General features: G+C 40.7%; 10 protein-coding genes. 3 read left to right on the top strand and 7 right to left on the bottom strand.

Annotation, left to right across the window (positions count from 1 at the left end):
- Positions 1-62: 62 nt before the first annotated feature.
- Both L2672_RS00590 and L2672_RS00585 read right to left on the bottom strand, forming a co-directional pair.
- The gene (locus L2672_RS00590) at positions 63-725 is read right to left on the bottom strand and encodes a thiopurine S-methyltransferase (RefSeq protein ID WP_248993893.1); all 663 of its coding nucleotides are present in this window, start codon (positions 723-725) and stop codon (positions 63-65) included.
- 71 nt (positions 726-796) lie between these two features.
- A complete protein-coding gene (locus L2672_RS00585; protein WP_248993892.1) occupies positions 797-1153 on the bottom strand; it encodes a hypothetical protein in 357 nt (118 codons plus the stop codon).
- A gap of 172 nt (positions 1154-1325) precedes the next feature.
- On the opposite strand from L2672_RS00585, the gene L2672_RS00580 reads away from it, so the two are divergent.
- A complete protein-coding gene (locus L2672_RS00580) occupies positions 1326-3140 on the top strand; it encodes a protein kinase domain-containing protein (RefSeq protein WP_248993891.1) in 1815 nt (604 codons plus the stop codon).
- 72 nt (positions 3141-3212) lie between these two features.
- On the opposite strand, the gene L2672_RS00575 is transcribed toward L2672_RS00580, so the two are convergent.
- The 5 genes from L2672_RS00575 to L2672_RS00555 form a co-directional block, all read right to left on the bottom strand.
- On the bottom strand, positions 3213-5615 hold the full coding sequence (locus tag L2672_RS00575) for a zinc-dependent metalloprotease (RefSeq protein ID WP_248993890.1): 2403 nt from the start codon (positions 5613-5615) through the stop codon (positions 3213-3215).
- A 56-nt stretch (positions 5616-5671) separates the two neighbouring features.
- Entirely contained in the window at positions 5672-9379 is a 3708-nt protein-coding gene (locus L2672_RS00570; protein WP_248993889.1) for a response regulator, read from the bottom strand.
- A gap of 391 nt (positions 9380-9770) precedes the next feature.
- The gene (locus tag L2672_RS00565; RefSeq protein WP_248993888.1) at positions 9771-11165 is read right to left on the bottom strand and encodes a PhoH family protein; all 1395 of its coding nucleotides are present in this window, start codon (positions 11163-11165) and stop codon (positions 9771-9773) included.
- A 221-nt stretch (positions 11166-11386) separates the two neighbouring features.
- A complete protein-coding gene (locus L2672_RS00560) occupies positions 11387-12421 on the bottom strand; it encodes a DUF2955 domain-containing protein (protein ID WP_248993887.1) in 1035 nt (344 codons plus the stop codon).
- Positions 12411-13373 (bottom strand): HlyD family secretion protein, encoded by a 963-nt coding sequence (locus L2672_RS00555; RefSeq protein ID WP_248993886.1) that lies wholly within the window; start codon positions 13371-13373, stop codon positions 12411-12413. The genes L2672_RS00560 and L2672_RS00555 overlap by 11 nt, the downstream gene beginning before the upstream one ends.
- Before the next feature lie 730 nt (positions 13374-14103).
- Between L2672_RS00555 and L2672_RS00550 the strand changes: the two genes are divergently transcribed.
- A complete protein-coding gene (locus L2672_RS00550) occupies positions 14104-15021 on the top strand; it encodes a C-GCAxxG-C-C family (seleno)protein (protein WP_248993885.1) in 918 nt (305 codons plus the stop codon).
- A gap of 9 nt (positions 15022-15030) precedes the next feature.
- A complete protein-coding gene (locus tag L2672_RS00545; RefSeq protein WP_248993884.1) occupies positions 15031-15492 on the top strand; it encodes a hypothetical protein in 462 nt (153 codons plus the stop codon).
- Positions 15493-15575 lie beyond the last annotated feature (83 nt).

Raw genomic sequence — 15575 nt, 5'->3', positions numbered from 1 at the left:
CCATTTAAAAAGGCGAACATTATGTTCGCCTTTTTTGTGGCTTCAATTAACCCAATTTCAGGTTAAATCGCTTTACGCGTAAGCTTATATACCGCTTCATTTAGCCAAGGTACTTGTTTATTCACAAAGCGCGGATTGTCAGCCAATACATCTTCACAAAATAATTGACTCACTTCAAAATGAGGGGCGATGTAAGCCTCAACCCAGTCAGGACTAACCGCAAAAGGCGGGCCATTTAGTGCATCTTGATCATAATCTAATGTCACTAATAACCCCGATACACCGACTGGAATTAACTCAGCAAGCTTTTGGGCATAGTTTTTTCTCATATCATCTGGAAACGCAATCAAGGCTGCTCGGTCATAAAACCCAACAATGCTGTTGCAAACATCAACCGGTAGAGAAAAAATATCGCCTTGAATAAGCTGAATTTGATTAGCTGAAAATACTTGGTGTTCGCCTAATAGGCTGGCTTGATAACTGAGTTGATTGTCTGTAAAAAATTGCTCTACCGCGGTTTGGCTTAATTCACATCCAATAACCTTATGGCCAAGCTCAGCCAAATAACACATATCTAAAGATTTTCCGCACAAAGGAACAAAAATGTCACCCACAGGTTTAAGCGCTAATTCAGACCAAAACTGTTGTAAATACGGGTTAATCTCTGGCTGATGAAAACCAATTTGTTGCATCTGCCATTTGTCATGCCAAAACTTAGGATCCATTACCGACTCCAATTGATAAAGTTGCGGCTCACTTTATAAGCTTGGCGTAGCAGAAGCAAATTTCTGTGACGTTATTCTTTTGGCAATTCACCTTGCAATGTTTGTTGTACTTTACGTAGCCAAACACAGTTGTCACATTGACAGTTGCGTCGAGATAAATGATGTGGCGTTAAACTAGAATCGACAAAGTCCACTGCCACCAACAATTGCTGCTTTAAATCATCTATCGACTTGTCTTCCATCGACACCAGCTCGTCGTTATGATTCATCCATAAACATTCTTCCCCCTGATGGCAGGTAATACATTGCTCATCTGAGTGATTGTAAAAAACAGCGTGCGGACAATGGGTCACTTCCATCGACTGTAAAATACGTTTTCTAGGAAACTCAAATAATTGAATTAAATCTGTTTTAGAGATATTTGCCATGAGTGTGTTCCTTATCACGCCAATTGCTAAATCTAACTTAATATTAACCATTTGGTCACTTCAGTAAATTGATTCACGTCAAGGTTTACTAATTGGATTAAATTAGTTAGGAAGTCCTTGAACTCATTGCAAGATAACGCTTAAATGAACACAGACATTATGAGGGTATCGCTTGCAAACTCCACAACTACAACACTTCTATATTAATGAAGAACAATCCATTTATTTACTTAAAGCTGACGATGCGCGCAAACACAAAGCATGGGTGCGATTATGTAAGCAGCAATTAGGAAACTTAGGCTACACCGATATCGAATTTATCGGCAAAGGGGCTTATGGATTTGTATTTTCAGGGGTTAACAGTGTTGCTGAATCTCATGTTTTTAAATTTTCTAGATTAACGCTACCGCAAAACATTCAAGACAGGCTTGAAGAAGAAGCCTACATGCTTAGCCTTATTACTCATCCCAATATTCCTAAAGCCATTAAATTCGAACGAGTAGGCAAACAAGGGATTATGGTCATGGAGCGGGCCAAAGGGGAAGATTTAGACAAAATATGTTTGCGTATGGGCGCCCTTCCCGCCTCAATGGTCATGAGTATTGCACGGCAACTGGCCAACATTCTTTATTACCTTCGTAAAGGCAAACCCTTAGTACACGGTGATATTAAGCCTTCTAATCTTGTTTATGACATTGAGTCAGACCATTTGTCACTTATTGATTGGGGCTCAGCAGTATTTGCTCAACGAGATGAATATAACCAGCCTGTTGATGAAAATGTCATGTCACTGATGTCTAATGATCAAAACCAAACCAATGCTCGAATGGGTGATGTGTATTTTATTGGGGACGAGCAATTAAATGGCGCATTATCATCAGCAAGATTTGACGAACAAGGTGTTGCCGGTACCCTTTACGCTCTGGCATCGGGACAATCTAGTCGTTTTGGCACCAAAGTCATTCCAGCCACCAGCATTGGGTTACCCATTGAGTTGGCTAAAACCCTTGATGGCATGTTAAGTGATGATAAAAACCTAAGAGATAAAGCAGGTGATTATTTTTTAAAATCCATGCGTCAAAAGCATCATATTTTATTGCCTGATATCCCTTACTTACCCACCAAAGCCGATATCCCTATTTGGGTGCAACCTAAAGTAAAGGCAATTGAAACGGTCAGCTATAGTTCGCGTAAATCATTCTTGAAAGAGCACAACACTCAAGATCCCATTGACCATATTGATGATGTGCAAGTTGATAAATATTATCGTAACTTTATGGCTGGTATGGGTGACACCGAAAAAGGCTTTATTGCCGCTGTAGGTAAATTAGCGCAATATCCTATTGTTGGAGGTTTAGCCATTCATTGGCAGCCTTCAGGGGTCTATATTGATTCAAATTTAGCCACCTATGACCCTCAGGTAAAAACTGCATTAACTCTTGCGGTCAATAACATGGTCACCATTGCGCGCGGAATTAAGCGTATTGGGGTATTTAAAGCGTGCTTTTTTAATGCTAAAGACACCTTGCATCTTGAGCGCCAAAGCCCTGAACATGCCTTTGAAGTCACCGGTGATCTACAATTGCCGTTTGAAGTGGGAGATGTTCCCACCTTAGAAGATAGATCTCGGCTACATTCGTATTTTGAAGACGGTAAAGACCCAGAAGAAAACCTTGAATTGCCAAAAGAAATTATGGCTGAACTCGCCATCATTAACCAAATACACCACACCGGCTGTATTATTTTTGAAGCATTACCCACTCACTTAAAAATTCATAGTTATCTCAGATTACTTAACCCTCGAAAACAAGCCGCTTTTAGAGGATGTTTAGACCGTATTATTGCCCATACCAGTAAAATACAAGGCCATGGCATTAGCGGTTTTATGAAGTTACCTTATAAAAATACCCGTCGTTTTTCATCATTAGATAAAAAGCCAGATTGGTTCTTCCCCAGAAACCCTAAAGTGATCAAGCCAGGCAAATAACCTTTTAATTCCATAAAAAAAGCTGAAGAGTAACTTCAGCTTTTTATTAACATGTTAACCTACTAATAGCCTTTAAATGGGGGAACCCGGAGGCATTGGTAATGGGTTAGCAATGATTTTATATTCTGGCGACGCTAAGCTTTTTTCAATCGATTGATACAACCAATCATAATGCGCAGCTTGATATTCACTGGCACGAGTGCTTCTGCGTTTTAACTGTTTAACAGTAAACTCCAGTCTAGCTAGCAGTTGTGCTTTAACCTCACTAGCCGTTTCGGGATGATGATAGGCGTTAAGTATCCCTTCTATCACCACCGCATTCACTCTTAACTTAACCCCTAAACTATCGCCTCTTGATAAGTCTTGATACACGGTTGCACCGACAAGTTGGTCAATTAGCTTTACAACAGATAGCTGTTCAGCATCTTGCATATACGCTTGATTAACGCGGTTTAAACGTAAAGGTGATAAAATTTGGCTCACTATATGACGACTCATCACTTCAGCCATTGCAAGCTGATCAGTAATCACCCCCAGATTGCCTTGAAAGCTTTCACGAGTTTTTTGATAATTACCGGCTTTAGGTACCAGCCATTGCATCACATCTTCTGGTACTAATAAACTGTCTGCAGATAAACTGGCAATTAATGCATTTAATGCCGCTTTTTGTTGTGTTGGGCTAACAAAATGCCAACGCAAACCCGCCCCAATTTGTTGGTAACTATAATCTGTACCACCAATCCATTTTGCAGCCGCCTCTACCTGATAACGCGTTAATAAATAAATCGGTACAAACACATCGGCTAGCTCACCTCGAGGATCATCAGCTAATAATGCATCTGCATTAAATCGTTCAATAGCATGGCGTCTGATTTTTTCTAAACGAATTAGTTCAGCTACGGCATCACCGCCGTTATCCCATAAGCTGGCATAGACATGGCTCGCTCCCTCTCCGCGAGAGTCTGCTTCACCAATGTATCGATAGCCTTCGTTTAGCGCTTGAGACAACAACGCTTGCTGATTAGATTGAGGTCCATAACCAAAGGCAATCGTGTATTTGTCCCACTCACCAATGCCTTCGGTATAAGGGGTATCTATATTTATCTTGTCGTTTTCAAGACGAATATACGGATGAGGATAATCCATCACTGACGCATTATTATGACTTGATGCCGCAAAGTTATGATCAAGCCCTAAGGTGTGCCCAATTTCATGAGCAGATAGTTGACGAATTCGCGCCAAAGATAATGCCATAGAGGCTTCAGCGGCGGCTTCACGGTCAACCCAAGATGAAGTTAACCCTCTGGCAATAAGATGATCTTGCCTTACTCGCAAGCTTCCTAACGTTACGTGACCTTTAATAATTTCACCGGTTCTAGGGTCAGTTACCGCAGCGCCGTATGACCATCCACGAGTAGCGCGATGCACCCATTGAATCATGTTATAACGCACATCTTGTGGGTCGGCTTCTTCGGGGAGCATTTCAACTTTAAAGCCATTAATAAAACCCGCATCATTAAAGGCCTGTTCCCACCATTTTGCCCCATCTAATAATGCTGTGCGAATAGGCTCTGGCGCTCCAGGATCTAAATAATAAGTAATCGGCTTAACCACTTCACTTGGGGCATCACCAGGAGTCACTTTCTCAAGACGATGGCGCAGCAAAAACCGCTTAACAATAGGCTCATCAACTTGGGTTGAATAATCTAAATATTGGTCAGATAAATAGCCACTCATCGGGTGGTATTCACGAGGCTGGTAAGTTTCTTGAGGCAGTTGCACAAATGAATAGCGCATTCTAACCGACATAAACTTACCGTCAGGTGTCACTTGCGAGACTAAATCACCCGCTTTGTTCGCGGTGAAGGTTAAATTGACATCCACATCGGCATTCTGTTCGAATGATTTAACCTGTGACGGCATAATCACTGAACGTTGTTTATCCAAGGTATAGCTGCCTTGCTTCCTGGCCGTTAATACATCAGAAACACCATGCAAATCATTAATAACTAAGTCATTAATGGCCACCAACGGTTTTTTGCCATCAAGTAATTTACCCCGCCACAAAATAGAGTTGGCAAATGCTTGCTCTACCGATGCACGCTCAGCTTTATTATCACTGCTGGCTCGATACAAAGTATTGAGTTCTTTCAATACAATGTAAGGTCCTTGCTGCTCAAACTGAACCATTCTAGTACGTCCAAGCTGGCCTCTATCAAGGCCAATATCGTTTGAACCGACCCCTTGAGGTAAGCTGGTTAACATTAAGAAAGGCTGGTTTAAATGATCTATTTTAAGATAAAGTTGCCCCTCTTTAGGCTCAAAATATAAATTAAGAAACCCTTCTGCAACGTCACTTGTTTTGATTACTTTTTCAGCAGTGATATTACTGGACGCGTGAGATGAAAAAGACGGTAAAGATAATGCTGGACTAATAGCCAGCATTATCGCAAACGAGATATGTCGTCGGTTCATATAAAATCCTTGTTGAAAATCCTTCATTGGGTGACATAAACCGATACTACTATCACCTATGACTTATTATTGTTTTTGTATTCAATCCAGTATGACAAAGTATCAAATAACTCGTTTAATACAATAGGTTTTGTAATATGCGCATTCATACCGGCAGCTAAACTTTTTTCTCTATCGCCTGACATTGCATGGGCTGTCATTGCAATAATTGGCATTTGTTCCGGGCTATAACGTTTACGTAATTCTGCTGATGCTGTTAAGCCATCCATGACAGGCATTTGAATATCCATCAGCACTGCGTCAAACGGTCTAGTATCAATTAAGTCCAATGCCACTTGACCATTGTCGGCTAATACTACTTCGTATCCAGCACTTTTCAAGAGCTCAGAGGCCACTTGTTGATTAATAAAGTTATCTTCAACTAACAGTATTAAACCAGATTGTTGCTCTTGCACATCTTCTTTAGGAACTGTTTGCACATTGAGTTTAGGTTCTTGAGCAAATGCGCCAATAATTTCATCAAATAATTGCGACGCTTTGAACGGCTTTTGCAAAATAGCATGCACATTACTGTCAACAACGTCTTCGGCCAACGGCTCGGCACTGTATGCTGTCATCAAAATAATCACCGGCCGTTTTTCTAAACGACCATCCTTGACCATTTCTTCAATTTCAGCCAGCACTTCGAGCCCCCCCATTTCTGGCATCATCCAATCCAGTAACACTAAATCAACGGATTGCCTTGCCAGACACTCCAGTGCTTGTTTACCGCTAGATGCGGTGCGAACGCCAAAACTAAAGTCTGACATTAATGCCGAGTAAATTTGTAATGCACTCGGGTTATCATCAACGACTAAGGTGGTTAAGTTGTTTAATTGCTCGGGTACCACAAGGGGTGCGACGGTATTTTCTTCTGCAATTTCAAAACTGATAGTGAAACTAAAAGTACTACCTTGGTTAACAAAAGATTCCACCTGCATAGTGCCGCCCATCATAGACACTAGGTGTTTACTAATAGATAAGCCTAAGCCAGTCCCGCCATATTTACGAGTGGTTGAACCATCTGCTTGGGAAAATGCATCAAATAGTTTTGATTGCTGCTCTTTACTGATACCAATGCCCGTGTCTCTAACCCAAAACTTTAGCGTAATACGATGATCGCGTTCGCCAACATCTTCACAGCCTAATTCAATTTCACCATTTTGGGTAAACTTCACCGCATTAGACAATAAATTAATCAAAATTTGCCCAAGGCGTAAGGGATCACCATTTAATATTAATCCTGCCGTCACAGGAGCATATAGTAATAACTCAACCCCTTTTTCTTGCGCTTTAATGGCGTTCATGTCCAGAACATGATCCAACACTTTATCAAGAGGGAATGAAACTCGCTCAAGCTCTAACTTACCCGCTTCAATTTTAGAAAAATCTAGGATGTCATTGATAATTCTTAATAAAGATTGCGCAGAGAAGCCCGCTTTATTTAAATAGTCTTCCTGTTGTGGAGTTAAGCTAGTGCGCTGCGCAAGTTGCAACATACCGATAATAGCGTTCATTGGCGTGCGAATTTCATGACTCATATTCGCCAAAAATTCACTCTTATACATATTGGCCAATTCAGCATCTTGCTTGGCTTCAAGCAAGGCCACTTCATTGCTCTTTTGGCGGGTAATATCTTTATGTGTTCCCAGCATACGCTTAGCCTGCCCTGTTTCAGCAAACTCAACCGCACGACCACGAGACAACAACCAATGATACTCACCTTGCTTGCCTTTCATTCTAAATTCAATCTCAAATGCGTCAGTAGGATCAAGCAAATACTTGTTACGGTACTCTTGCACTCTGTCGCGATCATCTGGGTGGGTTAAACCATCAATAGACGATAGTAACGCGGGGAATTCGTTTGGCGCATAACCCAACATTGAGTAAAACGCTGGGTTACAAATAATTTGTTCAGAGTCGATATACCAATCCCATAAACCATCTTCAACCGCATCCATTGCCATATGGTAACGTTCTTCAGACAAACGTAATTGCTCAGCAGAGTCGTACTCTCGGGTAATATCGCGCCATATAGAAATTAACCCCAGTAATTCGTTGCGGCGGTTATAGAAAGGGAGTTTATAGGCATCAAGCAATACTGGCTTATCGGCAATTTCAATCCGCTCTTTGTATCTTAGCGGGGTTTTGTCATCCAAAATTTTCTTATCTTCAGCAAGAATACGATCACCTTGTTCATGACTGGTAAAGTCAGCTGTTGTTAAACCAATAATGTCACTTTCATTGACCCCCAACATTCGCTCGGCTGATTTATTACAGCCAAGGTACTTACCTTCTTTATCTTTAAACACAATGGCTTCTGGCAAGGAGTCAATTAATGAGCGTAATAACGCGAATTCACGTTCACGACGTTCAGTGGTATCACGTAAGCGCTGAGTTCGACTGGCTACCAAATTATCTAGGCGTTTATTTTGCTCAGCCAAATGACGAGTATATTGTTGGTTTTCTTCAAAAATCCGACTAACTAACGCATACCAAGGCTCCCAACCCGGGCTGGTTTTTTTCGGTGGTGGCAATGGAGACTGTGAACAGGCTTCCAAGTGAGTTAATAGTCTTGATGCTGGGCTAACAAAAGCACGACGGGTTTGCCAATGCACAATGGTCACCAACACGGATAACGCCAGTACTACCATAATAAAAGTCAGCTGAAGTTTTTCCCAAGAATCTTTAAAAAGTGCACCTTCCTCTTGAATATAAAGCAGTCTCCATGGCGCATTATGTAAAGCCACAGAATGAATATAATGATTATTGCGTAGGATGCCTTCATGAGCATCAAATAATTCTGATTCCGATAATGAATGAAGTTCTGCGGGAATTCTTTGGCTAATATGGAATACACGATTCATCTCATTAGAATCAAAGTCACTATGAGACAAAATATTATTTTCTTGATCTAATAAAATCACCGTCCCCGGCATTTTAAAGTAAGTACGAATTTGCTTAGCTAATGACGCTAAGGTCATATCTAAGTTAATGGTGCCGATAAATTCATCTTCTAAATAAACCGGTAAGCCTAAAGTCGTTAATAACCCTTGTGCGCCCCCTTCAACATAGGCTGGGCTCCAAAAAGCATTACGTTGTGGGTTTAATTTTGGGGTGGCCAGTTGGAACTGCTGTTTATTCAGTTGCTCTTCTCTAAAGCGCTGCTCGCTATTAGTCCAAGGAAAATAAGACATCATTTTACGTTTGGACACATAATAAATAGACGAAGCTTTAGGAGCCGCTTCTTTAGCTACAGGAAATGACAAAGAAAGTTCGAACAGCATTTCCAACTCTTGGTAAAACTGCTCACTTCGGCCATCTAACGAGCCCATACCCGTAATGCGTCCCATATTGGTAAAGGGTTCGCCACTTTTTACATAGTTAGGCTCTAGGCTAAAAAACTGACCATCGGCATTGAACTTTTCATATTGAGGTAGCCTGTCTTTACGCACTTGCTCACCTAAGCGCAAATGATCAACAGCCACATCGCGCAAGCTTTTAACTGCGCGAATACTGGATTCTAATAATAAGTCGATTTGCAGCACATGTCGGGCGACTTGATCTTCACGCAACTCAATTTGCACTTCTTTCTGGCGCTCGTAAAACATCGCAGCAGAAATTAATGCCATGACAATTACGCCAATATAGGTATAAAAAACCGCTCGATTGTAATTACGTTGAATTGGTGATTTAAGTTGTAAATCAGGCTCTGTAGCTTTCATTCAATACCCTTTGCGACCGCGCAAATTCTGGCGCAATATCAGAGTAGGCTATTACGCGCGCAATAAAAATAAACAACACATTTGTGATATAACCTCAACTCAGGGTTAAGTTATATAGCCACAATAATATCAGGAACATAATAACAATCACACGACTAAATAACCTGAACGACGGATAAATCCCCCCCTAGAAAACATCCACAGTTTTTAACTTTAAATGTTAAATTAAGGCTAAATGATCTGGTTGTCAGAACTTAAAATTAACTAAGGCTACTTATTGTAGCCTTAGTTTCTGACTAATAAAAATCAACACCTCAAATGGACCATTGAAGATGGCATGGTCCGGATGAAGATTGGTTAAAATACTCACTCAAAATACTGAATCAAAAGTCTATAAATGCTCCTCAGCAAATTCAGCTAAACGTGACCGAACAACGCCATTTAAGTAAACATTGGCACTGCCTTCAAAATCTTTAAAGCGCTCTACCATATAGGTTAATCCTGATGTTACCGCGGTCAGGTAAGTTGAATCGATTTGCGCTAAGTTACCACTGCAAATCAATTTGGTACCCTCTCCCATTCGAGTAATCATGGTTTTAATTTGCGATGCGGTTAAATTTTGACACTCATCGAGTAATACCACTGAGTTTTGAATCGATCTGCCGCGCATAAAGTTAATTGATTTAAACTGAATGTTGGCTTTTTCCATAATGTAGTTAACACTTCCCGAAGGATTAACATCATTTTTATGAAGCACTTCTAATGTGTCGGTAATTGCCGCTAACCAAGGCGCCATTTTCTCTTCTTCGGTTCCGGGTAAAAAGCCGATTGACTCAGCAATCTCAGGAGTATTTCGAGTGACAATAATTTTGTCGTAGCGTTTTTTCTCAATCACTAACTCAAGTGCTGAGGCCATCGCTAATAAGGTTTTACCGCAACCCGCTGGGCCAGTTAAAATGATTAATTCAATATCTGGGTCTAATAACGCATCTAGCGCCATCCCTTGATAAATATTTTTAGGTTTAATCCCCCACGCTTCATGGTGCATTAGTCGCTCACGGCCACGATCAATAATACTTAATTGGTCAGCTGATTTACTGGCTATTCGGCCACAAAAGTCAGAGTCAGAATCAATTAAATACTGATTGACGTAATAGGGTTCTTTGTCCAAATGCTCTAATGGCACTTGATGAACCGTATGCCGGCCCACTCTGTCGGTCGCCACTTTATCAACCTGCTGCCAAAAGTCACCTTCAAACTGGTAAAAGCCTTTAGCAAGAAAGCGTATATCATCAATAAGTTGGTCTGTTCTATAGTCTTCAACTCGTTCAATACCCGCACCTTTAGCTTTTAATCGCATATTGATGTCTTTAGTAACGAGGACGACGGTTCGAGGGTGGTGTTTTTTCTGTAGGTGAAGTGCGGTATTGATGATGCGGTTGTCGTTGTTATCACCGGGGAGAGACCCCATGGTGAAATCAATTTGATGGTCAGGGAAGATGGATAAACTCCCCGAGACCTCTAAATGTCCCTCTCGGGTGGGGAGCGGGACTCCCTGAATAATTTGTTCCGGGGATGTGGGCCCGCCTAGGATATCTTCTAAGGCTCTAATGGCGACTCGAGCATCTCGGCTGACATCGCGTTTTCTATCTTTTATGCTGTCTAACTCTTCCAAAACGGTCATTGGGATTATTACATCATGTTCTTTAAACGAATAAATCGCTAATGGTTCATGCAGTAATACGTTGGTATCCAATACAAACAACTTTCTGTCGGTTTGCTCCATGGCGCCTCCAATAGTTTTTAAGTTACCCGCTACACTTGTTAGTGACTCCTTTAAGGTTAGAAATACAGTTTAATTTAAGATTAAAAACTCATTTAAATATGGCAGCCTATGACTAAAAACTCAAACATTTCTTTGGTAAATTTAGGTTTAAATAATCCCTAGTAAAACCTCTTAAATCAGACACCATTCCATAAGCAAAAACGTTGTATTTACTGAGCAGATTACGGTGAAGCATCGGCATCAAGCTGTTCATCAGCGACAGACTTCAGTTTTGGAGGTTCAGATGAAAGCAAATTGATAATCAATCCACCAACCAATATCGCAATCACAATAGACACTAACCGCATCAGTTCAGCCGGTAATGACAAAATCCCTTCATGTTTAATAATTTGATAGGTTAACACGGTAAAGTTAGTGAACATGAGTTGGTACAAACTAAAACGACATTGGCGCCGAATAGCATAACAGGCCAACTGAATACCAAAAAATAATGTGAACCCTAATAATACCCATGTGGGCACGCCAAATGAATAAAGAAACATGACCGGCAGGGTAAATAAGATCCCAATCGAGGTAGTGACTAAGCGATTGTATTTAAATTCTTTGTGTCCTTCACGATTAGGGATTTTGATTAAATTACTAATAGTAATAGCAATTAACATGACCTGTGAGCCGCCAATACCTATCAACGCCATAATCACCACCCACATTGCCACGGCTTTTAACAACACCAACTTAACGTCGACTTCATAGGTATCATTGTTTTCTTCGTCAGGCAGAATATCTTTCTCTTCACCGGGAAATAATACAAAACTGAGCATGGTGACAATGATGGCAATCAAAAACTCTTCAAACATGATGTAAGGTAAACCATCAATAGAGGCATTAAGCTGCTTTGCCATTACCGTCATCACAATCACTACAATGAGGGTTAATGTTGATAAAATATCTTTCGGATCGTGATGACTTCGGTAATAGCTCCAGAATAATATTGCAAACAAAAATAGGCTGTAGCCTGTGGGGGTATTAATTAATAAGTTACCTAAAATCACCAAACCAAAACTGATAAAAAACAAGCTCAGCAGAATTTTTACCATCATGTTGAACGGCGGGCGAGATGGCATCAGGGTTAATAAGATCACTACAAAAATAGGACCTAGAATGGGCATTGGTGCGCCACTGTATTGCAAATAAAATAGCAATAATATCGGTGCAAAAACTAGCCTAATAATCGGATTAGCGTGACTATGAAACATAGGTCCAAATACTCACTATTCGAATCCATAATTTAGCCAGCAATTCACCAAAACTACTTTGCTCGGTGAAAAAAGCCACCGTTGCTTGTGAACCATAACGAATATTATTAGGAACTTCTCCGTTAGCAAAAGTAATAATGACAGGATACCTTTGTGCTGCAAGTGAGCTAGAGTCGGCAGTGGTAAAGCCGGTAACCGAATCAGTATTATTACTGCCCCCCGTGCCCCAAGCGATACTATCGACCTTACCATTTAGTACTCTTCCTGGTAACGCATCTAATACCACTTCAACATTTTGGCCCACTTTAATGTGCTCTAACGAGTTTTCACGAACGGAGGCGGATATCCATACTTTTCGAGGGTCGATAAACGTCAATAACGGGGTGCCAACTGTGGCTAATTGACCTACGGTTAATTGAACATTAGACACAATACCATCCGATGGCGCACGCACTTCTGTACGTTGTAAGTCTAGCTGGGCTTTTTCTAACGCTGCCATAGCAGATAAAATTTGTGGGTTATTTTCACCTACTGGGCCGAGGTTTTGTTTGGCTTGTTCTAAGCTTGCAACCGCAGCATCGTAATTAGCTTGAGCTCTATTTTTGTCTTCATTGGCATTATCTAAGTCAGACTGGCTTAATACCGCTTGCTCAGCCAACTCAGCTATCCTTGCAGCTTGAATATTGGCGTTTTCTCTAGCGGCTAACGCATCAACAACTTTGGCCTGAGCAACTTCAACAGCAGCAGTGCTTGCACCAATATTTTGCCCAGCCAATTCTAGATTGGCTTTGGCAGATTGTAAGGCGTACACATAATTACGAGAATCAATTTTAAATAACAATTCCCCAGCACGAACAACCTGATTATCAACCACATTCACTTCGGTGATATTACCCGTCACCTGAGGGGCCACACGCACCAAATAGGAGTGAACTCGAGACTCTGTTGTCATAGGAGTAACCCGATCCGCCCAAAGGCTATACAGCCAAACAAAGATAATAATACCGACAATGTAATAACTTAATTTTTTTGACGATTTCTCGGCCGCGGACATCCGTTTACTCCTGATAAAATAGCTTAGTATTTATTATATGACGATTTCTCATTAATGTGTTGCTTTGACTAACATTTCCTCCTCCCATAATGAAACACGCTAGCTTTCACTAAAACCAAAACACCAAAACCATTAACCACTTTTACCAACACAGATCTAACAAGCCCAACAGAAAACATAATTGATAATAAAAACCATAATTAATCAATAGTCAAAAAGGTATTTTATTTACCTTATTTTGCAGTTGTTAAATATCCAAAGCGTTTGGTTCACTTGTTAAAACACGACTTACAAAGCTCGGCAAGCACAACAAAAGCAGCACAAAAGTCACTTTATTTCCACAACAAAGGCACAGCCCTATCCCAGTTCTATATTCTCTGTAAATCCAATTATTCAATAACAAGAAACGACTCACATAGTTTCAAACAATATTGCGTCTGCGCAATAAAAATCCAATAGTTTGAATCGCTTCAGACTTTAAATACCTCTTTAGAGATACATCAAAAAAATATCAATTAGAAAAACCTAATGAAACTTTATGTTAGATAGCGCAAATTTTTAAACCAGCTCTTTCACTACTATCTTCAACGAAAATTTTTGGCAATTTACGCTAGTGAGAGGTAAGAAAATGTTAGATAGACGCAACGCGTTAAAAAAAATGTGCACTTTTTCGGCTGTGGGTTTTGGAGCCAGTTTTGTTCCTTCTGTTTTAGCTCAAGAATCTTGTGAAGATCCTATTGGCGTTGGAAGTGGCGGCAACGCTGAACTAGCAGAAAACAGATTAACCTATGTAAAAGTTGACCCATTAGCCGTAGCTAAACGCGCCTATGAGGGTTACGACCGTGGTGGTTGTATGTACGGTGTATTTGACGCAGTTGTTCAAGAGCTTGCTGAACAAGGCCATGAAGATGCCTCTCGTTTTGCCGCAATTCCAACCAACATGGCTGCTTACGGTGGTGGCGGTATTGCTGGGATTGGTTCTTTATGTGGTTGTGTAAATGCTGCAGCAATGTGCGTAAATTTATTAAAAGCTGACAATCTAGATAACAATCAAGTTATTAAATCAGTATTCAGATTTTACGAAAAAACCAGCATGCCGAGAGGCACACAAGAGTTTTTAGAAGCCATTGGCGCGCCAACGCGTCACACTGATGCAGGTGAATTACTTACCGCTGATCTTATCGGCCAATCGGTGGCTAATTCTATCTTATGTCATACCTCTGTGAGTCTTTGGTCTAAAGCATCAAAATTTGGCTCAAGCCATGCAGCTAAGCTAGAGCGTTGTGCTCAGGTAACTGCAGAAATTGCCTTCATGACAGTGACATTTTTAAATGATGCAATTGACGGCAAATTGGAAGCCGAACAAGTTGCCCCAAGCAATGCTGAGTGTTCAGGTTGCCATAGCTCAACTAAACGTGAGCCCGATGCTTACTTAGGTTCAGATGTTAACTCAACCTTACAGTGTCAAACCTGCCACACCTCTCATGACATGACTGGCGGTGCACCGGTACACGAAGACTTAAGCTGTTCTGACTGTCACGACTAAGGAGAAAGCATGAGAAAACAATTAGTAACTTGTGCAATATGCTTGAGTTTATTTGCCTGCAGTAGTGATGATGATAACGAAGAGATCGTTAAAGGTATTGATATTGATCAGGCGACTAGTATTAATGTCACTAACTTTAAATTTGATACAGAGAATTTTGTTGGTACTTTTGCACTAGAAAATGATCAAGGCGAGCGTATTTCTGACGCGTCTAACTATAAAGTAATGATGTTAGCTGATGGAATAAAACCCTCTGCCACGGCATTTGATATCCCATGGCATCATAGTGTTTTAAATCAATGTGGTGTCATTGAAGGCCATGAATGCTTAGGAGAGCTAACCGAAGTTGCCACAGGTGAGTATCGTTTTACTGCAGAGAGTATTCCACAATATCAAGGAAATATTGGCCGTATACGAGTGTCTATGTCTATTGTCGGTCAACTGGCTGAAACGGCTCCTAAACTTTACTAGTCACTCCTTATTATCGCTAACCTTGAGCTCTTCAAGTTTGTTGGGTTGAAGGTTAGCGCTATATTTCGGTATTTTTCATTCTA

This window comes from Shewanella gaetbuli (assembly GCF_023284065.1).
Taxonomy (GTDB): Bacteria; Pseudomonadota; Gammaproteobacteria; order Enterobacterales; family Shewanellaceae; genus Shewanella; species Shewanella gaetbuli.
This window is presented reverse-complemented; position numbering and strand designations above follow the sequence as displayed.